This is a genomic window from Geobacter hydrogenophilus, assembly GCF_018501225.1.
Lineage (GTDB): Bacteria > Desulfobacterota > Desulfuromonadia > Geobacterales > Geobacteraceae > Geobacter > Geobacter hydrogenophilus.
The window spans coordinates 105,317-129,075 of record NZ_JAHCZI010000010.1 but is presented as its reverse complement, the minus strand read 5'-3'; the positions used below and the strand labels follow the sequence as shown (position 1 = coordinate 129,075).

At 57.5% G+C, this 23,759-nt stretch carries 26 protein-coding genes and 1 riboswitch; of the genes, 16 read left to right on the top strand and 10 right to left on the bottom strand.

The window, feature by feature from the left end; translation table 11 throughout:
* Positions 1–31 precede the first annotated feature (31 nt).
* From KI811_RS14585 to KI811_RS14575, 3 genes are all read left to right on the top strand, one after another.
* Positions 32–361 carry a winged helix-turn-helix domain-containing protein gene (locus KI811_RS14585; RefSeq protein WP_214187207.1) on the top strand — a complete coding sequence of 110 codons (330 nt, stop codon included), beginning with the start codon at positions 32–34 and terminating at the stop codon, positions 359–361.
* 30 nt (positions 362–391) lie between these two features.
* Complete coding sequence (locus KI811_RS14580; RefSeq protein WP_214187206.1) at positions 392–724, top strand: hypothetical protein; 333 nt, start codon at positions 392–394, stop codon at positions 722–724.
* A gap of 144 nt (positions 725–868) precedes the next feature.
* The gene (locus tag KI811_RS14575; protein WP_214187205.1) at positions 869–1,354 is read left to right on the top strand and encodes a hypothetical protein; all 486 of its coding nucleotides are present in this window, start codon (positions 869–871) and stop codon (positions 1,352–1,354) included.
* Between the two features lie 1,069 nt (positions 1,355–2,423).
* Here the strand turns inward: KI811_RS14575 and KI811_RS18925 are convergent.
* The 6 genes from KI811_RS18925 to KI811_RS14545 all read right to left on the bottom strand — a co-directional run bounded on the left by KI811_RS18925 (position 2,424) and on the right by KI811_RS14545 (position 7,625).
* Positions 2,424–3,530 (bottom strand): AAA family ATPase, encoded by a 1,107-nt coding sequence (locus KI811_RS18925; protein ID WP_214187204.1) that lies wholly within the window; start codon positions 3,528–3,530, stop codon positions 2,424–2,426.
* Positions 3,523–4,665, bottom strand: a complete 1,143-nt coding sequence (locus tag KI811_RS14565) for a DUF262 domain-containing protein (RefSeq protein ID WP_214187203.1) — start codon at positions 4,663–4,665, stop codon at positions 3,523–3,525. The genes KI811_RS18925 and KI811_RS14565 overlap by 8 nt, the downstream gene beginning before the upstream one ends.
* Before the next feature lie 51 nt (positions 4,666–4,716).
* Positions 4,717–5,499 (bottom strand): phage Gp37/Gp68 family protein, encoded by a 783-nt coding sequence (locus tag KI811_RS14560; protein ID WP_214187202.1) that lies wholly within the window; start codon positions 5,497–5,499, stop codon positions 4,717–4,719.
* 12 nt (positions 5,500–5,511) lie between these two features.
* Complete coding sequence (gene tcmP / locus KI811_RS14555; protein WP_214187201.1) at positions 5,512–6,330, bottom strand: three-Cys-motif partner protein TcmP; 819 nt, start codon at positions 6,328–6,330, stop codon at positions 5,512–5,514.
* 266 nt (positions 6,331–6,596) lie between these two features.
* Complete coding sequence (locus tag KI811_RS14550; protein WP_214187200.1) at positions 6,597–6,875, bottom strand: hypothetical protein; 279 nt, start codon at positions 6,873–6,875, stop codon at positions 6,597–6,599.
* A 210-nt stretch (positions 6,876–7,085) separates the two neighbouring features.
* A complete protein-coding gene (locus KI811_RS14545; RefSeq protein ID WP_214187199.1) occupies positions 7,086–7,625 on the bottom strand; it encodes a flavodoxin family protein in 540 nt (179 codons plus the stop codon).
* A 176-nt stretch (positions 7,626–7,801) separates the two neighbouring features.
* Here KI811_RS14545 and KI811_RS14540 point away from each other — a divergent pair, with 176 nt between their 5' ends.
* Positions 7,802–8,740, top strand: a complete 939-nt coding sequence (locus KI811_RS14540) for an AraC family transcriptional regulator (protein WP_214187198.1) — start codon at positions 7,802–7,804, stop codon at positions 8,738–8,740.
* Positions 8,741–8,789: 49 nt separating this feature from the next.
* Here KI811_RS14540 and KI811_RS14535 read toward each other — a convergent pair whose 3' ends face one another.
* Together KI811_RS14535 and KI811_RS14530 are read right to left on the bottom strand one after the other, a co-directional pair.
* Positions 8,790–8,999, bottom strand: coding sequence for a hypothetical protein (locus KI811_RS14535; protein WP_214187197.1), 210 nt, complete (start codon positions 8,997–8,999; stop codon positions 8,790–8,792).
* Between the two features lie 144 nt (positions 9,000–9,143).
* On the bottom strand, positions 9,144–9,365 hold the full coding sequence (locus KI811_RS14530) for a ribbon-helix-helix protein, CopG family (RefSeq protein ID WP_214187196.1): 222 nt from the start codon (positions 9,363–9,365) through the stop codon (positions 9,144–9,146).
* 520 nt (positions 9,366–9,885) lie between these two features.
* Here KI811_RS14530 and KI811_RS14525 point away from each other — a divergent pair.
* The 11 genes from KI811_RS14525 to pta all read left to right on the top strand — a co-directional run bounded on the left by KI811_RS14525 (position 9,886) and on the right by pta (position 20,213).
* Complete coding sequence (locus tag KI811_RS14525) at positions 9,886–11,049, top strand: iron-containing alcohol dehydrogenase (RefSeq protein WP_214187195.1); 1,164 nt, start codon at positions 9,886–9,888, stop codon at positions 11,047–11,049.
* A 224-nt stretch (positions 11,050–11,273) separates the two neighbouring features.
* The gene (locus tag KI811_RS14520) at positions 11,274–13,004 is read left to right on the top strand and encodes an aldehyde ferredoxin oxidoreductase family protein (protein ID WP_214187194.1); all 1,731 of its coding nucleotides are present in this window, start codon (positions 11,274–11,276) and stop codon (positions 13,002–13,004) included.
* 74 nt (positions 13,005–13,078) lie between these two features.
* Positions 13,079–13,303 (top strand): MoaD/ThiS family protein, encoded by a 225-nt coding sequence (locus tag KI811_RS14515; protein ID WP_214187193.1) that lies wholly within the window; start codon positions 13,079–13,081, stop codon positions 13,301–13,303.
* 3 nt (positions 13,304–13,306) lie between these two features.
* Positions 13,307–14,149 (top strand): HesA/MoeB/ThiF family protein, encoded by an 843-nt coding sequence (locus KI811_RS14510; protein WP_214187192.1) that lies wholly within the window; start codon positions 13,307–13,309, stop codon positions 14,147–14,149.
* A gap of 103 nt (positions 14,150–14,252) precedes the next feature.
* Positions 14,253–14,374, top strand: a riboswitch (molybdenum cofactor riboswitch).
* A gap of 76 nt (positions 14,375–14,450) precedes the next feature.
* Complete coding sequence (locus KI811_RS14505; protein ID WP_214187191.1) at positions 14,451–15,260, top strand: ABC transporter substrate-binding protein; 810 nt, start codon at positions 14,451–14,453, stop codon at positions 15,258–15,260.
* A 56-nt stretch (positions 15,261–15,316) separates the two neighbouring features.
* Entirely contained in the window at positions 15,317–16,003 is a 687-nt protein-coding gene (locus KI811_RS14500; protein ID WP_004513213.1) for an ABC transporter permease, read from the top strand.
* Positions 16,004–16,009: 6 nt separating this feature from the next.
* Positions 16,010–16,753, top strand: coding sequence for an energy-coupling factor ABC transporter ATP-binding protein (locus tag KI811_RS14495; RefSeq protein WP_214187190.1), 744 nt, complete (start codon positions 16,010–16,012; stop codon positions 16,751–16,753).
* Complete coding sequence (locus tag KI811_RS14490; protein WP_214187189.1) at positions 16,708–17,925, top strand: molybdopterin molybdotransferase MoeA; 1,218 nt, start codon at positions 16,708–16,710, stop codon at positions 17,923–17,925. The genes KI811_RS14495 and KI811_RS14490 overlap by 46 nt, the downstream gene beginning before the upstream one ends.
* A 197-nt stretch (positions 17,926–18,122) precedes the next feature.
* Entirely contained in the window at positions 18,123–18,605 is a 483-nt protein-coding gene (moaC, locus tag KI811_RS14485) for a cyclic pyranopterin monophosphate synthase MoaC (RefSeq protein WP_214187188.1), read from the top strand.
* A complete protein-coding gene (locus KI811_RS14480) occupies positions 18,602–19,093 on the top strand; it encodes a MogA/MoaB family molybdenum cofactor biosynthesis protein (RefSeq protein WP_214187187.1) in 492 nt (163 codons plus the stop codon). Before moaC ends, KI811_RS14480 begins: the two co-directional genes overlap by 4 nt.
* 118 nt (positions 19,094–19,211) lie before the next feature.
* Positions 19,212–20,213, top strand: coding sequence for a phosphate acetyltransferase (gene pta / locus KI811_RS14475; protein ID WP_214187186.1), 1,002 nt, complete (start codon positions 19,212–19,214; stop codon positions 20,211–20,213).
* Positions 20,214–20,353: 140 nt separating this feature from the next.
* On the opposite strand, the gene KI811_RS14470 is transcribed toward pta, so the two are convergent.
* Positions 20,354–21,619, bottom strand: coding sequence for an acetate kinase (locus tag KI811_RS14470; protein WP_214187185.1), 1,266 nt, complete (start codon positions 21,617–21,619; stop codon positions 20,354–20,356).
* 264 nt (positions 21,620–21,883) lie between these two features.
* Between KI811_RS14470 and KI811_RS14465 the strand changes: the two genes are divergently transcribed.
* Positions 21,884–22,054, top strand: coding sequence for a DUF362 domain-containing protein (locus KI811_RS14465; RefSeq protein WP_214187184.1), 171 nt, complete (start codon positions 21,884–21,886; stop codon positions 22,052–22,054).
* Positions 22,055–22,166: 112 nt separating this feature from the next.
* On the opposite strand, the gene KI811_RS14460 is transcribed toward KI811_RS14465, so the two are convergent.
* On the bottom strand, positions 22,167–23,675 hold the full coding sequence (locus tag KI811_RS14460) for a DUF3426 domain-containing protein (RefSeq protein ID WP_214187183.1): 1,509 nt from the start codon (positions 23,673–23,675) through the stop codon (positions 22,167–22,169).
* Positions 23,676–23,759 lie beyond the last annotated feature (84 nt).

Genomic DNA, 23,759 nt, shown 5'->3' with positions numbered 1-23,759 from the left:
AGGTCAATTGACATCGCAATGAGGTCTTTATATGCTGGAACCGCTGCTGGGCTCAGTCAATAAGGAAAGGGTGCTCCTCTTCATCTTTGCCAGGGGAGAGGGGTATGCACGGGACATCGCCCGTTATTTCGCCACGGATTTAACCCCTGTTCAGAGGCAGCTTGAGGTGTTGGAACGGGGAGGAATCCTTGCCAGCAGGCTGGTGGGACGGACCCGCCTGTACACGTTCGAACCCCGCTATCCGTTGCTCAATGAAATCAAGGGGCTGCTGGAAAAGGCTGCCTCTTTCCTTCCCCAAGACGAACAGGACCGTCTCTTGCTGGTTCGCCAGCGTCCGCGCAGGGGAGGTAAGCCTTTATGAAGGCGATTCAGCAGATGAGGGTACAGTTCCATGGATCTCGATTTCATTGATCGACTCCATACCACCCGGCGACAGATGAAGGAGGTTCTTGCGGAGATCGGCTTTTACGAAAAAGACAGGTATTTCGTTCATCCAGATACTAACTTCTTCCTTGAATTTCCTTCAGGACCGTTGGCCGTCGGCAACGAGCCGGTCGCCGTGGTGGAGGAGCTTCGCCTCGACACCGGCATCCTCCGGCTGCTGTCACCGACCGATTGCATCAAGGACCGTCTGGCCGCCTTTTATCACTGGAATGACCGACAATGCCTTCAGCAGGCGGTGTGGGTGGCTCTGGAACGCCACGTTGACTGGGACGAGATATAAAGGTGGTCACAGCAGGAAGGGGAGATGGAGAAATTCGATGTGTTCAGGCGAAAGTTTGGAGAGGAAAGCCAACGGTAGTGGATTCACTGGGGTTGGGCGGTTCGAGAAGAATCTAATCTGTTGAGGGACTGGGAGGAAACGTCGATGGAGAAAACAAGGTTCAGGGTCAGGCTGGTCCGGCCGGTCTTCGAGTACGTGGACGTTGAGGTGGAGGCCGGGGAGGAGTATGAGGCGGTCTCTGCAGCCCTTGCAGGGGCCGATACCATCCCCGCTGATGAGTGGCGAGGGAATTTCGCTTCTGAGAAATACGGAGTCGACGTCGTCTGCGCAATGGAGGCAACCGGCGACGACGAAGAGATCTTCACCGAGATTACCGGGGAGAAAAAATACCTGTTGTTGAAGGCGGATCCCGATTCCGGAGAAGGGGAAGTCGTGTACCAGCCCTGGATAGGGGGAGTCTCCGATCTCATGCTCGCCGATCTCTGCGCGGACTGGGCCGGCGAACTCGCCGAAGCCGAGGAGGCGGGAGTGGCCGGCTTTTATGATTGGGCGGAGAGACATGCCCGATTTCTGAAAGATGGGCTTGCGAAGGTTATTCCGCTACGGCGGCCGCGGGTGGAGGAAGAATAGCGGACTACGTGGGAAATCAGGAAATATGGCGAGTGTACCAATTTGCTCCAGGGAGTTTAGATGGCCCGAATTTCCTACATGATTTTCCCTGACTATAAGGGTAAGTGCACTCCGATATAACTGACAAACACCTTCTTTGTGGAGGGGTCACAGAAAAAATGAATTCTGAACCCTTTGGATATTTTTATGTGATTTTCAAAAAGCTCTTTCGAGCCTGTGGGCAACCAGAACTCCCGAAATTTCCGGAGCGCCGGATTTTCCAGCACACGACTCGATTCACCGCTTACTTCATGATTCAATCCGAGATCCCGTAGTACTTGGTGAGAATAATTTGCATGGACTGATGCAGCCCACTGGGAGGCAAAGGTGTTCAAAACACTGAGCGATTCTTTTGCCTGCGCCAGGATTGAGGGATGATGTGACCAAGACGAAAGCTGCTCCTTTACCTTACCGCAGCACTCCAGATGCCTATAACAATGAGACCATTCAGTAAGCAATTGCTTTCCCGAAAGGATAAGTGCTGCCTTTTCGCGTACAAATTGCGATTCTATGTCCCGAAGGACTGTCTGAGAATAGAGATTATGAATATCCGCCGTTACTTGATGGATTTCTCCAAGTTCATCGAGAGACCTTTCATGTATGGCAAGCGGGGTCGAGTTCCAAGGGGAGCGTGAAGGGAAACTTACAAGATGTGTGGTATGCCAGGACGCCGCTCGTAGAGCCTCGTATCGTTCGGAGTCCGAGACTAGCATAACTTCAAACAACTCAACTTGCCGGTCAATATCTGCAGTGGAAAAAAACGGCTGTCGTGTCGTAATACTCCGGAATGCTCGTATTAGATCTTTCAGGTTATTGTCGGATTTATTGCGATTGTACCAATCTTGCCAACAGAACCCGTACGCAAGCTCCACCCGAAACCAATTCGCGTCTACAGAATCGTCAACCAACAGGACATTCAGTCCAAGTTTCTGCGCCCGTACACACACCCTCAAGAACTCCGGGATAGCGGACTCCACTCCATCAGGGCTGTCATACGGCAACGAGTGGTGGTTGAATACCAGACAATTGCTCACAGAAGATTCTCCAATTGTCGATCCCACTCATCGAAGAAGCCAGCCGGCCAGAAATCTATGCGTCCTTGATGATTTATCGACGGATTACGCACCGTCGTCGCATGGGTTGAGCCATCACTATCGCGTTCAAGGAAAAACAGACTAATCAATTCTGCGCTGACAAGGTTTTGTCTGACCGCCACACGAATTCCATTCAAAAAGTGATCGGAATGGGATTCGACGAAAAGCTGTACACCATTTGCAGCGGCAAGAGCGCACATCCGCCCAATAATTGTTTGGCCAGCTGGGTGTAGATGAGCTTCAGGATTTTCAATTATCAAAAGGTCGCCCGGCTTTGCTCTGAGCAGAGCAGTAACAACTGGGAGGACAAAAGTCAGACCAAACCCGACATTTTGTGGCTTGAAATCCGCTGTGACATCTTTGCCCTGAATGAATTTATAACCCAACGAAGCAGAGTTGAGATGCGGTTGAAGTATTGCGTGCACCTGAACCCCGGGCGACAGCTCGGACATCCACGCGTTGATATTTTCAAGCAAGTTATCCGAAGAAGCATCCTTATGACGTAATCCCGTTATCGGCAACACACATTGACCATTCTTCGCAATAAAATGGACCGTATATTCTCCATGACTTCCAAGAGTATTAAGAGTAGTAATGTGAAAATCCGACATTTCGTAAGACGTCTTAGGACCGATACGGTCAGCGGAAAGATACTGGAAATTGTTATTGAATAAGCTTAGTGTTTCCGGTGATAGCAGGTCAATCGCGACTGAAATTGGTTGGAGGTCGGAATTAGGAGCATAATCAAAGAGGAAGTTTACGGCAGGCAGGGAGTCCCATTTGATGGTGAATTCCAGAGAATATAACTCCGCCTGTTCCGAGAGGATGTCTTGGCCCGTTCCCAAAGCTAGATAGTCACCTTTCAGTAACAGTCCTTTTTTCTCAAGAGTGTTTTTGTCATACGACTGTCTTAACAGTAATAACGTTTGCAGAAGAGATGACTTACCAAGTCCATTCAATCCTGAAAAAAGATTGAGAGCTGACAGGGGAAAACTCGCGTCCAGAAGGGTCTTAAACCGTTGTATCCGGATAAACTCAATCACGTAACACCTCTTGGATTATTTTGCTGACCGTCGAATAACGAATTCTGACATGCTCTCGCTTCTGAGTAGCCAATGATATGGAACGATAATATTCTTTTGTTGGATCCATTTCAGTCCGATGCAATTCATTTAGGCGTTCACCACGTTCGATCAATTTCGCAGCATCTTCATCGGAAAGCTTGGCAAGAGATACTGTCCAAACTTCAAAAAGAGCCGTATTCTTTCTTTTTCGCTTTACATCCTCTTCTCCGTCTGACCGTTTTTCAAAAGCGCGATCACCGAAAATATTGAAGCTCCTTTCTATCCCGTCGGCAAAAGCTTTTTCCAGCGACCTTTTCTCTGTTTCTGAATATTTTTCAATATCATCCATGACTTCATCCAAAAACTCTGCAATATTTTTCTTACTACCAGTGTAATCTTTATAATAAAAAGCCAGGAAGCGAAGCACTAGTTCCTGATCCATCATTCGCTTTGTTTGGTCACCCATAGTTTTTTTCAGGTACGGATTTTCCGCAAGTTTCTGCAGAAAGTTGCGTTGAATATCTTTGGCTAGAGCGTTTCTGATTTCCTGATTTGTCAGGGTAAGACCGCCTGTATTAATACGTCGAAAAATAGAATATTTCACTTCATCTGGGGTTCCTGGGAGAATCTGAAAATAGGTAACGGGACATTCAGCAATCCTCCGTTTGTAAGTTCTACTGAGATCTTCATAGGTTGCACCCCTTAAATCTTTTAGATATTCAAGACCACTTAACCGCAGACATTTTGTTGTGTCTTTTTCTACAACAAATTTTCTAATTGATGAAAGACGCTGTAAACCATCCACGACAAGCCAACAGTCGTCGTTGGTAGCATCAAAATAAAATGCCGGCAGCGGGAAACGAATCAGAATTGATTCAATAAGCCGTGACATTTTTCCGTGATCCCAAAGCTCGCCATGCCTTTGAAAGTCGGTATTCAAGTCAATTTCGTCTTCTTTCAAACGGTCAATCAGATTGCGAAGCGTATCTTGCTTAGGTTGAATTTTGATCTTTGACGGATCAAACGGCTCAACCATATCTGGCTCATCAGGAATGTCAGGTTGATCTAAATTTTCTTCGTTAAGTTCCAGTTCGTATTGCTTCGCATTTTCCATATATTCGTTCTCCACGGTTTTCCAATCTCTGTGTGGGGATAAATTCTGGATTCAAGCTGTAATTCGAGTCCTATGGGTCATGCTTTGCATCGTGCGATTCTCGGGCTGAGCCGGCACCCCATCCCACGTCCTCCCCATCAACAACCTTCCATTCTCTTTCTTCCCCCGCTTCTTCCCGTCAAGCCCCCAGCCGCCCCACTGCTTAAAGAAAAAGGCCGCACCCTGCTCATCACACTGCCGTTTGACGCTCAGCACCCATTCCTGCTTCATGGGCCGCGCCTTCAGTCCCGATTCACCGCCGACGATGACCCAGTGGATATCGTGAAGATCCATATCCCCAAGATCCTCCAGCAGCGGCTCCACGGAGAGGAAGCGGACCGACGCCTGTACCCGCCGCAGGTGCTCAATGCGCGGGACGCCAAAGCGTTTGTCTTCCACTGTTACGCCGAGCCAGGCATTCAGTGGCGGCTGGTCCGCGCCGAAGAAATTCGCCATCCGCTCTGCACGCTTGGTCAAGACCTGAAATGTATGCTGCGGCGAGCGACGGATCACGTCGAAGACCTGCCGGATATAGTCGTCGGGAATCGCCTCGTGGAACAGGTCACTCATGGAGTTGACGAAGTAAATGGTCGGCGACTTGCGCAAGAGCGGCTCGTTCAACCGCTTCGGCAACAGCGTCACATCGAACCCGTTCTCGTACCCGCTTACCCCCATGGCCTGCAGCCGCCGCGCCATCACCTCGGCGTAGCAGTGGGCGCAGCCGGGCGAAACCTTGCTGCATCCCACAGCAGGGTTCCAGGTTCTTTCGGTCCATTCTATGCGTGACTGTGACATATCGATTTTGCTCTAAAAGAGATCCAGTTGCGGCGAACTGTATTTTTTCGCCTCGCCCCAGAATTTGTGCCCCAGAGGGTGTTTACTAAAAAACGCCAATCGGTACAGCGGTAAGTTCTTTTCGGTCGATCTGATTTCTACAGAGGCCTCAGCAGTTGTGTATTTATAGCCGATATCCGCCATGGAAGTACAGAACTGCTTGATGAAAAAGAGACCGAAATTTTCTCCTCTTGCCTCCGCCTCCGGCCACTCATCCCTCCAGTTCGGCCTGCCGGTAAATTCTTCAATATGCTTGCTATTATACTTCATGTAGTACGACACATTACGTCGCGCATCCATGCCGGTCGGAATGAGTACGAGAAAATCCATATACTTTGCCGAAAGCCGTTTCAGCGTCGTAAATTTGAGGTTATCGATTTTGAAGGGGTCCACGAAGCAGAACCCAAGTACTTTGTAGATGGGCGAATGCTGAGGAATTTTTGCGAGGATTTCATCCACGGCCTTGTTGGCGTCTCCATGAACGAAATGAGTATCCAGGGATGGATAGTCTGTCATTACCCGCTTGCGTAATGCATCGATGTTTGTCGCGTCCTCCTCGCAGAAGATATACCGGTCGAACGGGTCGTCGATGCCCAGTGCGATCAGGGGTGAACCATCAACTATTTTGCCGGTTTCCTTGATTCGTGCGCGACCGGCCCCCGAGAACAGGTCAATGTAAACCCGACATTGCCATTTGTCCTTCATTGACGCCGCAAACATCTGGGCATAGTAACGAATTAATCGGTATTTTTCTTCCCCCCAAGCGCCTATCTCAGGCAAATGAAATTGCATAGTGTCCTCTCTAATCAAAAGAGTCGCCCGATCAGCAACTAAGCGGCCCTCGAAAAATCCGGATCAATTCACAATCCAGTAAAAACATCCATCCTCTCCGGGGAAATACATTGCAATGCCTACATGAAAAGTTTTTTTACATCTCCGTTGGCAAGGTGGTCCCGAGTTTTACTCAGTAGGGGAACCGACGGATCACCGAAAACGATGCAGGCCGGAGTAATCCCCGGCCTGCATCGTGTAAAAATCGAATTCTTGTTTGCCGTTAGTCAGTAGCCGGCTTTATTGTATACATCCTGCCAGTAGGCTTCCTGTTCTTTCTCGGATTTAGCCTTGAACCCGCCGAGCGGTATATCGAATGCCCTGCCGATGAAAAGTGCCGGCATGAACGCAATATCCAATACCGGCGAGGTGTACTTGGCAAGGTCAAAAGCTAGCCGTGGCTTGATCGAGTCGAATGTGATGGTTAGAAGTAACATGAGAGCAGGGCATATGACCATCATGATCACAGCCCCTACAACCAGGAAAAAAATTTGCTGTAAATCCATTGATTCCCTCCTTGTTGGTATTTAAGCTCCATACTGCTTACCCTCTCATTCACCCCCTCTGTTATGGAATGCCCGCGGACAAACCGGCAGTTAATATGTTCGAGCCATAGTACGCGAGGGATAAAAATTAAGCAACGTGAATGTGTTAAATATTATTAAAAGCGCAGCAGCCCACTCATCCCACCTCCCACTGGCCATGTGCAAGCGCAATCAGGCACCTTTCCCCATCTCATACACCTGCCCCATGGCCGGGCTTCCCGTGATATCCCCCACATTCCAGGCGCCGGTGCCGTAGATGACCCCTTTCTCCCTGGCACGGCCCAGGCAGGAGGTGAACCCTCTGAATTCCTCCAGGGTTCTTTCCAGCAGATCCTTCCTTTTGACCGCGGCGGTCATGATGAAGTAGAACTCCTTGCCAACGATGTCGGTATAGCGCGCATAGGTACGGTCGATCAGCGTCTTCATCCGGCCGTTCATGGTGTAGAAATAGACCGGCGTTGCCATGACGATCACGTCGGCAGCGATCATCGTGCCGAGTATCCCGGCCATGTCGTCCTGCTGCACACACCGGCCGCCGTTGCCCTGGCAGGCGTCGCAGGCACTGCAGTGCCCGATCTGTTTGTCCGCCAGGAATATCTTTTCCGCCTGATGCCCTGCTTCCGCAGCCCCGCGAATGAACTGGTCGCACAACTGATCGGAATTCCCCCCTCTCCTCGGGCTTGCCGACAGAACCACGATTTTCTTTGCCATATTTTCCATCCTCCATGCAGTTTCTGGCGTCGGTTCACGCCTTTTCACAGTGATACCCCTGAATTGACCACGACGGATAGACCAATCCTGTCGATTTATTGCCCAATCCGACGAATCTCTGATTATCGGTTGTAACTGGAGAAAGGGGTCAGGTACTATGCAATCAGGAGGTAACCATGCGAAACAAAGCAATTACAGATACAGTTGATGATGATCGATTGGAAGCCGCCATTGCGGCTTTGGGCGAGAGCATTGCCCGATGGACCGAACCAGGCGAGCAGTTCACAACCGCGGTGCCGGGGTTGGCACTGTTCCAGCGGACCGAACCGAGCGAACCGGTCACCGGCATGTACGAACCGAGTCTCTGCCTGGTGACGCAAGGAGCCAAGCGCGTCCAGCTGGGGGACGACACGTTTGTGTACGACGCGCACCACTACCTGATCACCTCCGTGCATCTGCCGACGGTGGTGCAGGTCACCGAAGCCAGCCGGGAGAAGCCGTATCTGGGTCTCAGGCTGAAATTCGACCTGCGGGAGGTTTCCCAGTTGATGGCGGACAGCAATCTCCCTTCGCCCCGTACCCAACAGTCGAGCCGGGGGATGGCGACCAGCGAGGTGACGCTGCCGCTCGTCACCGCCGTGCAGCGGTTGGTGGACCTGCTCGATGAAGAGCAGGACATTCCGATCCTGGCGCCGATCATCCAGCGGGAAATCATTTATCGCTTGCTCGTGGGGGATCAGGGGGCGCGGCTGCGCCAGATTGCGGCAGCGGGGAGTCAGAGCCAGCAGATCGCCCGGGCCATCGAATGGCTGAAGGGGAATTTCACCCAGCCGCTGCGCATCGATGACCTTGCAGCGCAGGCCCGCATGAGCAGCTCGACCTTCCATCACCACTTCCGGTCGATGACTGCCCTAAGTCCGTTGCAGTATCAGAAGCAGTTGCGTTTGCAGGAAGCCAGGCGGTTGATGTTGGCGGAACGGCTGGATGCGGCGACAGCGGCGTTTCAGGTAGGGTACGAGAGCCCGTCGCAGTTCAGCCGGGAGTACGGCCGCCTGTTCGGGGCGCCGCCGTTGCGGGATATTTCGAAACTGCGGCAGATGGCTGTTGCTGAGTGATTGTGCCGATATCTGCCATTTGCACGAACAACTGCCCGATACGGAAAAACTAGGGAAGGTGAATCAGGTCGCACCCGCGGCACTTCCCGTACCGCTGCGCCGGGAGGAAAAAGTTGATGGTGAGACAGTGGGGGCACTGCCAGAAATCGAAGCCGGTGACTTCCCGGCCCGCAAGGGTGCTGAACAGCCAGCGGTAGTAGGCATCCCAGTCGTACTTCGGAGGTTGCGCGGCCTGTTCAACCAGTTGTTCCAGCAGCATGGGGTACCTCCTTTTGTCGTCTGGCTTCAGTGTACACCACAACAGCCCATAAAAAAACCGCTCCGTCGGCACAAAGCAGACAGGAGCGTTTTTTTTGTGAAACCATTACGCGGTTCGCCAGCGGGTCGGCGGCACTGTTCCGGATCAGGTCCCGCGGGCCTCGGAGTACTTCAGAGCCGCAGCCCGGATAGCATCCATTCGACTTTGTTCCGCATTTTCCATGAATGAACGGAACGCCTCGCGCATGATATCCGAGGCGCTCATCTTCTTCTTTTCCATGAGCCGCCGGATCTCCTCCATCTGATCGTCGGTGACCCGTACCGATATGACCGTCGGCTTGGGGTTCACGCTGACCGGTTTTCCCATTATTCCCCTCCTGACCATGAATGACTGTGTCCGGCCTCGCCGGTTCTTCTCAGGCAACCTGCGACAGGTAGTGGCAAGTTCAGTACCAATGCCCCCTCGGCACCTCGGCACAGGGGCCGGTTTCCGGCTAAAATGGAGCCAAACAGGCGACTGCCGAGGCTATTATTAATTTCCTGCCGGCGAACGATCAAAGGGAGCATCCGGGAGAGGAAAGAGGGTGCTTGCTGTTCCACAACATTACAACTGTTCCAGAACGGAACGTTGGCCTGCACCAATTCAGAACGGCGTTAATGTAGAGCCACATCCCCAATTTGCCCACCAACGCTAACCTCAAAATCCAATAATTGAAATAAATTCGGCACATTACCACCGCACACCCCCTACCCCTCCAAACTTGGTATGCGGCTTGCCTTAGTCCCAAACAGCCGTTCTAAAAAACCGTATGACAACTGGCAGGTTGAACAGAGGAAGTTTTCACCGCAGTGGCAGAACGCCACACACCAACAAGGAGGAAGTACACATGGCACTGGCAGATCAAACATTCGGTTTCTTCATCCCCACGGTAACCCTCATGGGAGTCGGTTCCTCCAAGGAGACCGGCGCCCAGGTCAAGGCGCTCGGCGCGAAAAAAGCACTCCTGGTGACCGACAAGGGGATCTCGGCCATGGGGATGGCCGACCAGATCAAGCAGCAGGTGGAAGCCGCCGGCGTTGCCGTCGTCATCTTCGACGGCGCCGAGCCGAACCCCACCGACACCAACGTCCACGACGGCGTCAAGGCCTACCAGGAAAGCGGCTGCGACTCCATCATCTCCCTGGGGGGCGGCAGCTCCCATGACTGCGCCAAAGGGGTCGGCCTCGTGATCGGCAACGGCGGCCACATCCGCGACTTCGAAGGGGTCAACAAGTCCACGAAACCGATGCCCCCCTTCGTCGCCATCAACACCACCGCCGGCACCGCCTCCGAGATGACCCGCTTCTGCATCATCACCAACACCGACACCCACGTGAAGATGGCCATAGTCGACTGGCGCTGCACCCCGAACATCGCCATCAACGATCCGGTCCTGATGCTCGGCAAGCCCGCCCCCCTCACCGCCGCCACGGGCATGGACGCCCTCACCCACGCGGTCGAGGCCTACGTCTCCACCATCGCCACCCCCATCACCGACGCCTGCGCCCTCCAGGCCATCAAGCTGATCGCCGAGTACCTAAGCCCGGCCGTGGCCAACGGCGACAACCTGGAAGCCCGCGACCGGATGGCCTACGCCGAATACCTGGCCGGCATGGCCTTCAACAACGCGAGCCTCGGCTACGTCCACTCCATGGCCCACCAGTTGGGTGGCTTCTACAACCTCCCCCATGGGGTCTGCAACGCTATCCTGCTGCCGGCGGTCTCCGAGTTCAACGCCATCGCATGCCCGAAGCGGTACGCTGACATCGCCGTGGCCCTGGGCGAAGACATCACCGGCCTTGCCCCGCTGGATGCGGCCCACAAGGGGATTGCCGCCATCCGCAAGCTTTCGGCTGCCATCGGCATTCCGGCCGGGCTCAAGGAGCTGAACGTGAAGGAAGAGGACCTGAAGGTCATGGCCGAGAACGCCAAAAAGGACGCCTGCCAGCTGACCAACCCCCGCAAGGCGACCCTGGACCAGGTGATCGGCATCTTCAAGGCGGCGATGTAAGGACACTCCCCTCCCCCTTGCCCCTCTCCCGGCGGGAGGGCGGCAAGGGAAAGAGGGTGTTTTTGAAACTTCTGCACTAGCATCAAGCGACTACGTACCCACGTTTGTCGGCACGTGAATCAGGCCACGGAATGCCCCCAGCAGTCCCCCCTACCTTGTAGGGGGGAAGCGAGCATAGCGAGCAGGGGGGGCAGAAGCCTCAATAGAAAGGGAGCAATCAGTTCATGGAAAAGATAATCCGCGTAAACATGGCCGACCTGAGCACCAGGATCGAGGCGGTCCCTGCTGGATGGGCGGGGCTTGGCGGCCGCGGTTTGACCTCGACCATCGTTGCCGCAGAGGTCCCCCCCACCTGTCACCCTCTCGGCCCCAGCAACAAGCTGGTCTTTGCCCCGGGACTCCTGACCGGCACGCCGGCGGCCAACTCGGGCCGCCTCTCGGCCGGGGCCAAGAGCCCCCTGACCGGCACCATCAAGGAGAGCAATGCCGGCGGCACCGCGGCCCAGATGCTCGCCCGCCTCGGTATCAAGGCGCTGATCATCGAGGGAATCCCCAAGGCCGACGCCTGGTACAGCCTTCACGTCTCCATGGACGGGGTGACCGTTCAGGAAGAAACGGAACTGGTGGGGAAAGGGAATTTCGCGGTTATCGAGGCCCTTGAGGCCCGCCTCGGCAAGAAGACCGGCATCCTCACCATCGGCCCGGCCGGCGAACTGAAGATGACCGCCGCCAACATCTCCGTCAAGGACCCGGACAGCAAGATCCGCAGCCACGGTCGCGGGGGGTTGGGGGCCGTCATGGGCTCCAAGAAGATCAAGTTCATCTCCATCAACGACGAGGGGGCCCCCAAGGTGCCGATCGCCGATCCGGAGAAATTCAGGACCGCCTCCCGAGCCTTTGCCAAGGCGCTCCTGGACCACCCGGTGAGCGGCGAAGGGCTCCCCACTTACGGCACCAACGTTCTGGTGAACATCCTCCACGAGGCGGGGGGGCTGCCGACAAAGAACTTCACCGCCGGCCAGTTCGACAGCCACGACAAGATCTCCGGCGAGACCTTGCACGAGACCATCGTCGCCCGGGGGGGCAAGCACAAGCACGGCTGCCACGCCGGTTGCATCATCCAGTGCTCCCAGGTCTACCACGACAAGGAGGGGAAATACGTCACCTCCGGCTTCGAGTACGAGACCATCTGGGGACTGGGCGCCGACTGCTGCGTCGATAACCTGGACGATATCGCCAGGGCGGACAACCTCATGGACGACATCGGCATCGACTCCATCGAGACCGCCGTCATGTTCGGCGTTGCCATGGAGGCGGGCATTCTCCCCTTCGGCGACGGCAAGGGGATCATTCGGCTGCTCGAGGAGGAGATCGCCAAGGGGACCGCGCTGGGCCGCATCCTCGGCGGCGGCGCGGGCTCCGTGGGCAAGGCCTACGGCGTCACCCGGGTGCCGGTGGTGAAGAACCAGGGAATCCCGGCCTATGACCCCCGCTCGGTCAAGGGGATCGGCATCACCTACGCCACCAGCACCATGGGGGCAGACCACACCGCAGGCTACACCATCGCCACCAACATCCTCAACGTGGGGGGGTTCGTGGATCCCCTGAAGAAGGATGGCCAGGTGGAGCTTTCCCGCAACCTCCAGATCGCCACGGCGGCTGTGGACTCCACCGGCATGTGCATCTTCGTCGCTTTCCCGGCCCTGGATATCCCCGAATGCCTGCCGGCCCTCATCGACATGATCAACGCCCGTTTCGGCATCAGCCTCACCGGCGACGACGTGACCAACCTGGGCAAGCATATCCTGAAGGTGGAGCGGCAGTTCAACATCGAAGCCGGGTTCACCAAGGAACACGACCGCCTGCCGGAATTCTTCAAGAGCGAGCCGGTGGCGCCCCACAACGCCGTCTGGGATTTCACCGACGCCGAGATCGACGAATTCTGGAACTTCTGAAACGCCGGCGCGGACACTTCCCGTGTCCGCGCCCTTTACCAGTGCAAGGCCAAGGGGCCGTGGGGAGAAGCGCAATGGAGATCACCGTAAAACTGTTCGCCATGTTCCGTGTCGGGCGTTTTGCCGCGGGCACGTATAAATACCGGGAAGGGATTACCCCGGCGGACATCGCCGGCGAGCTGAAAATCCCCGAAAGGGAAGTGGGCATCGTCCTCGTTAACAGCCGGCACGCCAAACTGGATCATCGGCTGTTCGAAGGGGATACCCTGTCGCTGTTCCCCCTCGTGGGAGGAGGGTAGCCAATGGGACTGCGCGACTTCATCACGGCAGCGGCACCGGCGGGCCTTCTCCCCTGGACTGCCCAACTGGAGGCCGCGGAGCGGTTCGGCCTCACCCTCGGCAAAGTGGAGGAGGCGGCCCTCGAAAGCGGGTTCATGCCGGCCCGCTATCAGCGCAACCGCCAGACCATCACCGTCGACAACCAGCTCCGCCTCTGTCGTAGCTGTGCGGTCATCATCGGCAGCGGCGGCCTCGGAGGATACCTGATCGAGGAACTGGCCCGCCTCGGCGTGGGAAACCTCGTGGTGGTGGACCCCGACATTTTCGAGGAGCACAACCTGAACCGCCAGATTCTCTCCTCCCCCGCCCTCCTCGGCAGGCCAAAGGTCGAGGTTGCCGCGGCACGCGTCGCAGAGATCAACCCGGCGGTCACCGTCACCCCGCTCCAGATCGCATTCTCCCGCGAGAACGGCCTGGGGATCCTTGCGGGGTCCGACGTGGTGATGGACGGCCTGGACAGCATCAATACCCGCCTTGAGTTGGCGGAAATCTGCCGCTGGCTCTCCATTCCCCTCGTGCATGGCGCCATCGGCGGCTGGTATGGGCAGGTGGCCTCCCAGCTTCCGGGGGACGACATCACCCCATCCCTGTTTGGCAACTGGTCGGAGCCGAAGGGGGTTGAAACGCAGCTCGGCAACCCCTCCTTCACCCCGGCAGTGGTGGCGAGCCTCCAGGTGGCCGAAGCCTGCAAGATCCTCCTGGGTGAGGGCGAATCGCTCCGCCACCGGATGATCTACGTGAATCTCCTCCACATGGAATTCGACGAGGTAATGCTGGAGCCGTCACGGACCGCGGTGGGGGAATGAACCGGCACAGCGTCTGAACAAAAGCTTCCCCTTGGTGAACATTTTCGGTTATCATATTGACAAGCAATTTATAAATTGGTACCATAATACCAAATTTAAAAAAGAACGCCACCTTCTCCGAGCCCCCACACCTACCAGGCAACAGCCTCATGGTGCATGGGCCAACGGGTTCCGCTGGAAACGGCGGCGCCTCCCTTTTGGAAAGGAGATTCCCTGCGGCGCCATGCGTCCAAGGCCCCTTTCCATCCGGATGGGGGCCTTTTTGTTTTTTTATCCGAATTCACCGCAGGAGGAAACGCCCGTGAAACTGCTTCGCCCGCTGTTCATCACCCTTGCCGTCACCCTGTCGCTCGTCTCCCTTGCCGCCGCCGAGGAGCGCCTCAAGATGTCCACCACCACCTCCACCCAGGACTCGGGGCTCCTGAAGGTGCTCCTTCCCCCCTTCGAGAAAAAGAACAACTGCAAGGTTGACGTGGTTGCCGTGGGGACGGGCCAGGCCCTGAAGCTGGGCGAAGCAGGCGACGTGGACGTGGTCTTCGTTCACGCCCGCAAGCTGGAGGACAAGTTCGTGGCTGACGGCTTCGGCGTGAACCGCAAGGATGTCATGTATAATGATTTCGTCATCATCGGCCCCAAGAACGACCCGGCCGGCATCGCCAAGGCGAAGACCGCCGCCGAGGCCCTGAAGCTGATCGCCGCCAAGCAGGCCACCTTCGTCTCCCGGGGCGACAAATCCGGCACCCACATGAAGGAACTGGAACTCTGGAAGGCCGCCGGCACCGACCCCAAGGGGGGCTGGTACATCGAGGCGGGCCAGGGGATGGGTCCGGTCATCACCATGGCCACCGAGCGACGCGGCTACACCCTGACCGACCGGGGTACCTATAACGCCTTCAAGGGGCAGAAGACCGACCTCGCCATCGTCTTCCAAGGGGAGAAGGGGCTCTTCAACCCCTACGGAATCATCGCCGTGAACCCGAAAAAATTCCCCCACGTGAAGTATGACCTGGCCATGAAATTCATCGACTACGTCACCGGCCCCGAAGGGCTGAAGATCATCTCCGGCTATAAGGCCCACGGCGAACCGGTGTTCTTTATCTACAAGAAGTAGATATTCAGAAGATATTCTTCTGGATTCTGACTCCTGAATTCTGTGATAGTACACAAATGGACTTTTTCTCCGAATCTCTCAAAACTGCTCTGGAACTGATCACCTCCCGGGACCCCGACGTGGTGAGCGCGGTAACCGTTTCGGTGGTGGTGTCGCTCTGGTCGACCCTCTTCGCTTCCCTGGCCGGCGTGCCGGCCGGGGTGGCGGTGGCGGTGACGGAGTTCACCGGCAAGCGGGCCGTGGTGACGCTCCTCAACACCCTCATGGCCCTGCCGACGGTGGTGGTCGGCCTTTTCGTCTACAGCCTCATCAGCCGCCAGGGGCCCCTGGGAGGGTTCGGAATCCTTTTCACCCCCTGGGCCATGGTGGTGGGCCAGACGCTCCTGGCGATCCCCATCGTGGCCAACCTGACCATGAGCGCCATCAAGGGGGCTGACCCCCGCATCGTTCCCACGGCCCTCACCCTGGGGGCCGGGCCATTCGAGAGCATCCGCCGGCTGGTGGTGGAGATGCGCTTCGGGATCATGGCGGCGGTGATCGCCGGCTTCGGCCGGGTCATCGCCGAGGTGGGGGTCGCCATGATGCTCGGCGGCAACATCCGGGGATACACCCGCACCATGACCACCGCCATCGCCATGGAGACCGGCAAGGGGGAATTCGCCCTGGGACTTGCCCTGGGGCTCATCCTCATGACAGTGGCCCTGATGATCAACATGGCCCTCAACGCCCTGCAGCAGAGGTAACCCTTCGTGAGCATCCGCTACCGACTTGACAGCATCCAGACCTCTTACGACTCCCGGACCGTCCTGGACATCGGCCGGCTTACCCTCCGTGCGGGCCGTCTCTACATCCTCACCGGCGCCAACGGAGCGGGGAAAAGCACCCTCCTCTCCCATCTGGCCCTTCTCACGGCGCCGACGTCAGGCGAGATCGTCTTCGAGGGGGAGACGGTGCACTGGAGCAACAGCGCCCTCCAGCGCCAACGGCGTGACGTGACCCTTGTCCACCAGTCTCCCTATCTCTTCACCGGCAGCGTCGCCGCCAACGTGGCCTACGGCCTGAAGCTGCGCGGCGTCCACGGCGACGGCCTGAAGCAGCGGGTCGAGGAGGCGCTGGCACTTGTGGGCCTTGCCGGCTTCGGGCACCGCCGCTCTCGGGAGCTGTCCGGCGGCGAGGCCCAGCGGGTGGCCCTGGCCCGGGCACTGGCCCTTGAGACCAAGGTGCTCCTCCTGGACGAGCCCCTCGCCAACGTGGACCGCAACACGAGCGACCTGCTGGAGAACATCATATCCGCACTCCCCGCCCGGGGGACCACCGTTGTCATGACCACCCACGATCCTGAACATCTGGAACGCCTGAAGGGCGAACGCATCCACCTGACAGCGGGCCGTCTCGCCGCACCGCAATCGTTCAGCAACACATCTGTCGAGGAAGGAGAAATCCAACCGTGCCGTCTTTCACCGAAGCCCGCAACATCATTCTCGATCGCATAACCCCCCTCGGCGTCGAGCGGGTGGGGATTCTGGAGGCCGCAGGCCGCGTCCTGGCCGAGGACGTGGTGGCCCCCTGGGAGATGCCCCTCTGCGACAACTCCGCCATGGACGGCTTTGCCGTGCGAGCCGCCGACTGCGCAGCTATCCCGGCAGCACTGAAGGTGACCGGCTATATCCCGGCCGGCGGCGAGGTGACCGGAGCAGTGGAGCCCGGCTGCGCCATCAGGATCATGACCGGCGCACCCCTCCCCCCCGGCTGCGACGCCGTGGTTCCCGTAGAGGAAACCGAGGACGACGGCGCTGCCATCCGGGTCGTGGCCCCCGTGAAGGAACGCCAGCACATCCGCTTCAAGGGCGAGGACGTTGCCACCGGTGAGACCGTCATCCCGGCGGGCACTCTTATCCAGCCCCCCGAGGTCAGCATGCTCGCCTCCTTCGGCAAGGCCCTGGTGCCGGTCTTCCGCAGGGCCCGCGTCGCCATCCTCTCCACCGGCGACGAGCTGATCGAACTGGGCGAACCGCCGGTGCCGGGCAAGATCATCAACTCCAACACCCTGTCGCTGGCGGCGGCGGTGCGCCAGTGCGGCGCAGAGCCGATCGTCATCGGGATCGCCCGGGACAACCGGGAAAGTCACCGGGAAAAGCTCGCCGAAGGGCTCAAGGCCGACGCCCTCATCACCTCCGCCGGAGTTTCCGCCGGCGACCGGGACCTGGTCCGGGACGTCCTGGAGGAGATGGGCGTGGAACAGATCTTCTGGAAGGTGGACATGAAACCCGGCGGCCCCACGGCTTTCGGGATGCACGGGGCGAAGCCGGTTTTCTCTCTTCCCGGCAATCCGGTCTCCACCATAGTCACCTTCGAGCTCTTTGCCCGTCCGGCCCTTCTGCGGATGATGGGGCACCGGCGCGTGGTGCGCCCCTTTGTCAAGGCCATCCTCCGGGAAGACGCGAAGAAGAAACCGGGCAAGGTCAACTTCCTCCGGGTCCAGGTGACGGTGCAGGAAGGGCGCTTCGTGGCCTCTACCGCAGGCGACCAGCACACCGGCATCCTCAGGACCATGGTCCGGGCCAACGGCCTGGCGCTGCTCCCCCTGGAAGCGTCCGTCGTCCCCGCGGAAACCGAGGTGGACCTGATGCTCCTGAGGGACGATGTGACCATGCTGGAGAGCTAAGAACTTGTCCGTAAATAACTGCCGCGCGGACCGCGCCCGGATTTGGGGCATATTTGACTTGACCGATTGAGCAAAACCGCAGGCGTAGCAAGGCTACGTTGAGGATTTTGCGATTGAGGCCGAGGCAAAGATGCCGTGAAGACGGGATGCGGGACCGTAAAGCTTATTTACGGACAAGTTCTAAGGGAGAGAACGATATGTCCTTCAATCACTTCGACGACCAGGGCCGGGCCATCATGGTGGACGTGAGCGGAAAGCAGCCTACCCTGCGCACCGCAACCGCCGCCGCAACGGTGGCCATGAAGCCCGAGACGCTGGCAGACCTCCTGGCCGGACGGACCACCAAGGGGGATGTCCTGGGCGTGGCGCGACTGGCGGGGATCGCCGCCGCCAAGAAGACCCCGGAACTGATCCCCCTCTCCCACCCGCTGGCCATCCACCATGCCGCTGTTGACTTCGAGACCGAGCCGGAGACGGGAATCGTCACGGTGAAGGCCACGGTACGGGCCTTCGAGCGGACCGGCGTGGAGATGGAGGCCATGACCTCAGCGGCGGTGGCGGCCCTCACCATCTACGACATGTGTAAGGGAGCCGACAAGGGGATCACCATCGGCGATATCCGCCTCCTCTTCAAAGAGGGAGGAAAGAGCGGCACCTGGCAGCGGGAGGAACCGGCATGAAAGCGGCAATTCTCACCTTGAGCGACAAGGGTTCCCGGGGCGAGCGGGCAGACGCCAGTGGCCCGGCCCTCACCGCCTGGCTGGCGGAGCGGGACGTCGAGACCGCCCATACGGAGATCATCCCCGATGAGGCGGATCTCATCACGGACAGGCTCAGCCAATGGGCGGATTCGGGCCTCTACGACCTGATACTCACCACCGGCGGCACCGGGGTGTCTCCCCGCGACGTCACTCCCGACGCCACCATAAAGGTGCTCGACCGGGTGATCCCGGGCATCGGCGAGGTGATGCGGATGAGAAGCCTCGAAAAGACCCCCCACGCCATGATCTCCCGGGCCGTGGCCGGCATCCGGGGAGAGACTCTTATCATCAACCTCCCCGGCAGCCCCAACGGGGCCATCGAAAACCTGGAGGCGGTCTGGCCGGCGGTGCCCCACGCCGTGGAAAAGATTCAGGGGGACACCCGCGACTGCGCTCCCTCCACTTGAATCGGCAAACTCCTCACCTTTATAAACCCGGCCCAGGCCGGGTTTTTTGTTGACCGCCCCCCCTGCATGGGCTATAAACTAGAATTCCGTTTTAATTTTAGACCAAGGAGGATCGACCATGGGCCTGATGGACCAAATCAAGGCTAAAGCCCGGAACAAGCTGCAGACCATCGTACTCCCGGAGAGCTACGACGACCGGATGTACGCCGCTGCTCAACAGATCGTCGAACAGGGTTTGGCAAGGGTAGTCATGCTCGGCAATGCTGACGCCATCGCGAAGAAAGCCGCCGACCTCGGCGCCAACATCTCCAAGGTCGAACTGATTGATCCGGCCTCCTCCCCAAAGCTCAATGACTATGCCGAGGCCCTCGTGGAACTGCGCAAGAGCAAGGGGCTCACGAAGGACGAGGCCCTGAAGCTTCTCACCGCCCCCGACAACCTCTACTATGCCGGTATGATGGTCCGCCAAGGTGACGCGGGAGGCGAGGTAGCCGGCGCCACGGGCACCACCGGCGACGTTCTTAGGGCAGCCTTCCAGACCGTCGGCCCCGCCCCCGGCATCAAGACGGTATCCTCCTTCTTCTTCATGGTCACCAAGACCCCGAGCTTCGGCGAGAACGGCATCATCTTCTTCGCCGACTGCGCCGTGAACCCCAACCCCGACGCCCAGGCCCTGGCCGACATCGCCGTGGCAACGGCCCGCAACTGCAAGGCGTTCCTCGACGTGGACGCCCGGGTGGCCATGCTCTCCTTCTCTACCAAGGGAAGCGCCAGCCACGCCGACGTGGACAAGGTCCTCAAGGCCATGGAGCTGGCCAAGGCCATCGATCCGGCGCTCCAGATCGACGGCGAACTCCAGGCCGACGCGGCGCTCCTCCCCAAGGTGGGCGAGCGCAAGGCCCCCGGCAGCGCCGTGGCAGGCAAGGCCAATGTCCTCGTCTTCCCGGACCTGGATGCCGGCAACATTGCCTACAAGCTCGTGGAGCGAGTCGCCGGAGCGGAAGCCGTCGGCCCTATCATCCAGGGGTTGGCCAAGCCAGTTAACGATCTTTCCCGCGGCTGTTCCGTGGACGATATCGTCAACGTTGCGGCAATCACGGCGGTCCAAGCGCAAGGATAACCCTCTTGCGATAATCGGGATGAAACTAAGCGGCCGCCAGGCACAATGCCCGGCGGCCGCTGTTTCGTTTTCGGTCTAAACAAAAAGGCCGCCCCGGGAACCCAGGGCGGCCTTTTTCCTGACAGTCAGTTAACCATTTGCTAAGACCGTACGAAACTATTCCGCGCAAACGAATAGTCGAAGTTCATGTGGTCAGTATAGGTGCCGTTGAGTATGGCCACCACATCCTCGGTAAAGACCAGTTCCTCATCGGTGGGGATGACGAAGACCTTGATGGGGGAGTCATCGGTGGTAATGAGCGTTTCCCGCTTTCTCGTCATGGCGCTCTTGTTCCGCTCACGGTCCAGCTTGATGCCGATACCCTCGAGCCCTTCAATGGTCTTCTCCCTGATGGGCCACCCCATCTCGCCCACTCCGGCAGTGAATACTACGGCATCGAGGCTACCGAGCGCCGCCATGTAGGTGCCAATGTACTTTTTAAGGCGATAGGCCTCGATCTCAAGGGAAACCTTGCAGCGATGATCGCCGTTAGCGGCGTTCTCAATCACGTCGCGGCGGTCGGTGAAGCGACCGGTTATGCCCAACACCCCGCTCTTCTTGTTGAGGATGCTGTCAATCTCCTTGGCGGAGAGGTTTTCCTTCTGCATCATGAAGGCAGGAATGGCCGGATCGATGTCGCCACACCGGGTTCCCATCATCGCCCCCTCGAGCGGCGTTAGCCCCATGCTGGTATCAACGGAGACCCCTCCCCTGATGGCGCAGTGGGAGACACCGTTGCCGATATGCATGGTGATGATGTTGCATTCCGAAGGCTTTTTGCCGAGGAGCACCGCAGCCCGCTTCGAGACAAAAAGGTGAGATGTCCCATGGAAACCGTAGCGGCGAACGCCGTATTTCTCGTACCACTCGTAGGGGAGGGGATAGAGATAGGCATGCTCGGGCATGGTCTGGTGAAAAGCCGTATCGAAAATGGCAACGTGCGGCACTGAAGGGAGGACGGCCTGGGCCGCCTCGATGCCGGCGATGTTCGGCGGGTTATGGAGGGGTGCCAGATGCTGAACATCCTTGACGGCATCGAGCACCTTCTCGTCAATGAGAACCGAGCGGGTGAACATTTCTCCACCGTGGACAACACGGTGACCGACCGCGGAAATCTCATTGATATCCTTGAGGACACCGTGCTCCCCATCGACGAGAGTCCTGATAATCAGATCGATGGCCACCTTGTGGTCGGGGCACTCATATTCCTTCCGGTAGGTTTCACGGCCCGGAACCTCGTGCATGATGAACGAGTCACCGATAATGACCCGCTCCACCATACCCTTGGCGACGACCTCTTTCTTTTCCCAGTCGAACAACTGGTATTTCACCGAGGAGCTGCCGCAGTTGAGGGCGAGAATTACCATCATATCCTCCTAAATTGAGTAAAAATAAAAAACGTTAAACAGCAATAAAACGTGGAATATCAGGATAATTTCAAATGCCGTGAGCCGCAAGCCCTAAAAAATAAAACTGTTTTTTATATATACAATACAGGTGGCTCAAATTCAAGTTTTTTTGTGAACTCCAATTCTGGGGCAGCACCTTTCTGCTGGACTTCAGAAACCCGTCATGTTATGTTTACGGATAATTTGGCTCAGACCAAAAACCTTTACAAGGAGGTAGGACCAGTGGCTCACGTTATTTCTGATGACTGTACTAACTGCGGTGCCTGTGTCGATTCCTGCCCGGTGAACGCCATCGCCCCGGCCGGTGACAAGCACAAAATTGACGCCGACACCTGCATCGACTGCGGTGCCTGTGTCGACACCTGCCCGACCAGCGCCATCAGCGCTGCCTAATTCGCCAGGTTTCACAGCACGCGAAGCCGGCCCGAGCAATCGGTGCCGGCTTCTTCTTTTGGCGCATCCATATAAAAGGGGCCGGAACAAATCCGGCCCTTAATCAATTCTTCTACTGGCTTGCCACAGTCGAACCGACAACCTCTACACTGTAATCGACGACATCCTTCGGTACATTGGCAATTACGATTACAAAAGGTATCCGTTTGCCCGCCGGAACTCCGAGGTTCGCAAGGGAATCGCCGAACTGGTTTCCCATGGCCGCCTCAACCCGCGCAAACGGAAGGGTTTTTATCTGCTCATCGGTGAGATTGTTACCGCAATAGGCGACCTTCTGTACAACCGCCTGCCCCCCTGCGGCCAGAAGCGCACCTCGAACCTGAATGGCGGCACGGGGCTTACGATAATTATTCACCGCCTCCCCCCGTATGACAAACACCTCTCCTGCCTCGGAGTTGACAAGATAAGCGCCACCGACCTTATCGAGGGAAATAACTCCCTCCTCGCGCCCCTCCGTGCCAAACCAATCAGCAAGAAACCCCACCCCCAACCTGTTTAGAAATTCCGGCCCTTCCTTGAAGAAATAAAACCCGAAACCGGCAAGGGCAACAATCGCTAAAACTGAAAACGCGATGACAACGGTCGGAAGGAACGATTTCCCTTTACGGCGCGATGCAATGCTCAGGGGTGGAGGTTCGCCCTCGACCGCCGCCGCAGGAAGGATGGGTGGTGTCTCTGGTACCGGGACCTCCTCGCCCGCAGGTTTGCCCATAGGCGCACTTTCCGGTTCTGAAACGGCGGAAACTGAAAACAGGTTTTCATTGCCACGGGCCGACTCCGCTTCAGCATCCTCAATCCCGAAATCTATTTCACCAAAGTCAACATCACCGGTCGCGGACCCTTCCGCTTCGGCATTTTCTCCGTAATCAGCCGCGTCATCCTCTTCAAACTCGAAAGAAATTTCCTCTTCTTCCGATCCTTCGACGCCAGCAGCAGACGCACTGGTCGCTGCGGCAAAAGCCTCGGGGCTCACCTCGCCAAAACTGATCTCGTCCTGTTCGAAGGTGCCGCTCCCCGCTTGCTCTTCCTTCTCCAGGGACATGGCCGAATCCGGGGCTGTAAAATCAACTTCTCCAGAGACAGCGGCACCAGCAGAATCATCACCCTGAAACTCAAAGCCTCCGATCGGTTCTTCCTGACGGGATTGCCCCTCGAAGTCCCCAGCCGGACTTTCCGGCTCTGCAGACCCAACGCCGAGCGAAAACTCCTCCTGCTCTTCAGGTGATTTTGCAATGACCGATGACGAATACTCTTCCGCGGCGCCACCACTAAAGGAAAACGCTTCATCGGCCCGGGAAGGTGTGGCTGCTTCCGGCGCCTGATCTTCCCGTGTGGTGGACACAGCAGCAGCCGTCCCGGCAGCCGAAGCAAGCGCAGTACCGACTGTCGATGAATCCAGACCCTGGAGAAGAACATCGAGATCACTCTCCTCGACCGGCGCCTCTCTCTTCACCACGAAAATATGCTTGCACTTCGAGCACCGGACCTTGATCCCGGCATCGCTGACCTTTGAATCGTCGAGCCTGAACCTGGCTTTGCACTGTGCGCACTGTATGATCATCTGTCACTCCGCAGATAGAGAGTATGTATCAATGGGACAACCCTTCGCAATAGCGTGATTTTTGGCATTTTCTATAACAGAAAA

Excerpts from the sequence above, each read along its gene's own strand:
- KI811_RS14585 (WP_214187207.1), top strand. The coding sequence starts at position 32 with ATGCTGGAACCGCTGCTGGGCTCAGTCAATAAGGAAAGGGTGCTCCTC.
- KI811_RS14580 (WP_214187206.1), top strand. The coding sequence starts at position 392 with ATGGATCTCGATTTCATTGATCGACTCCATACCACCCGGCGACAGATG.
- KI811_RS14575 (WP_214187205.1), top strand. The coding sequence starts at position 869 with ATGGAGAAAACAAGGTTCAGGGTCAGGCTGGTCCGGCCGGTCTTCGAG.
- KI811_RS14565 (WP_214187203.1), bottom strand. The coding sequence starts at position 4,665 with ATGGAAAATGCGAAGCAATACGAACTGGAACTTAACGAAGAAAATTTA.
- KI811_RS14560 (WP_214187202.1), bottom strand. The coding sequence starts at position 5,499 with ATGTCACAGTCACGCATAGAATGGACCGAAAGAACCTGGAACCCTGCT.
- tcmP (WP_214187201.1), bottom strand. The coding sequence starts at position 6,330 with ATGCAATTTCATTTGCCTGAGATAGGCGCTTGGGGGGAAGAAAAATAC.
- KI811_RS14550 (WP_214187200.1), bottom strand. The coding sequence starts at position 6,875 with ATGGATTTACAGCAAATTTTTTTCCTGGTTGTAGGGGCTGTGATCATG.
- KI811_RS14545 (WP_214187199.1), bottom strand. The coding sequence starts at position 7,625 with ATGGCAAAGAAAATCGTGGTTCTGTCGGCAAGCCCGAGGAGAGGGGGG.
- KI811_RS14540 (WP_214187198.1), top strand. The coding sequence starts at position 7,802 with ATGCGAAACAAAGCAATTACAGATACAGTTGATGATGATCGATTGGAA.
- KI811_RS14535 (WP_214187197.1), bottom strand. The coding sequence starts at position 8,999 with ATGCTGCTGGAACAACTGGTTGAACAGGCCGCGCAACCTCCGAAGTAC.
- KI811_RS14530 (WP_214187196.1), bottom strand. The coding sequence starts at position 9,365 with ATGGGAAAACCGGTCAGCGTGAACCCCAAGCCGACGGTCATATCGGTA.
- KI811_RS14525 (WP_214187195.1), top strand. The coding sequence starts at position 9,886 with ATGGCACTGGCAGATCAAACATTCGGTTTCTTCATCCCCACGGTAACC.
- KI811_RS14520 (WP_214187194.1), top strand. The coding sequence starts at position 11,274 with ATGGAAAAGATAATCCGCGTAAACATGGCCGACCTGAGCACCAGGATC.
- KI811_RS14515 (WP_214187193.1), top strand. The coding sequence starts at position 13,079 with ATGGAGATCACCGTAAAACTGTTCGCCATGTTCCGTGTCGGGCGTTTT.
- KI811_RS14510 (WP_214187192.1), top strand. The coding sequence starts at position 13,307 with ATGGGACTGCGCGACTTCATCACGGCAGCGGCACCGGCGGGCCTTCTC.
- KI811_RS14500 (WP_004513213.1), top strand. The coding sequence starts at position 15,317 with ATGGACTTTTTCTCCGAATCTCTCAAAACTGCTCTGGAACTGATCACC.
- moaC (WP_214187188.1), top strand. The coding sequence starts at position 18,123 with ATGTCCTTCAATCACTTCGACGACCAGGGCCGGGCCATCATGGTGGAC.
- KI811_RS14480 (WP_214187187.1), top strand. The coding sequence starts at position 18,602 with ATGAAAGCGGCAATTCTCACCTTGAGCGACAAGGGTTCCCGGGGCGAG.
- pta (WP_214187186.1), top strand. The coding sequence starts at position 19,212 with ATGGGCCTGATGGACCAAATCAAGGCTAAAGCCCGGAACAAGCTGCAG.
- KI811_RS14470 (WP_214187185.1), bottom strand. The coding sequence starts at position 21,619 with ATGGTAATTCTCGCCCTCAACTGCGGCAGCTCCTCGGTGAAATACCAG.
- KI811_RS14460 (WP_214187183.1), bottom strand. The coding sequence starts at position 23,675 with ATGATCATACAGTGCGCACAGTGCAAAGCCAGGTTCAGGCTCGACGAT.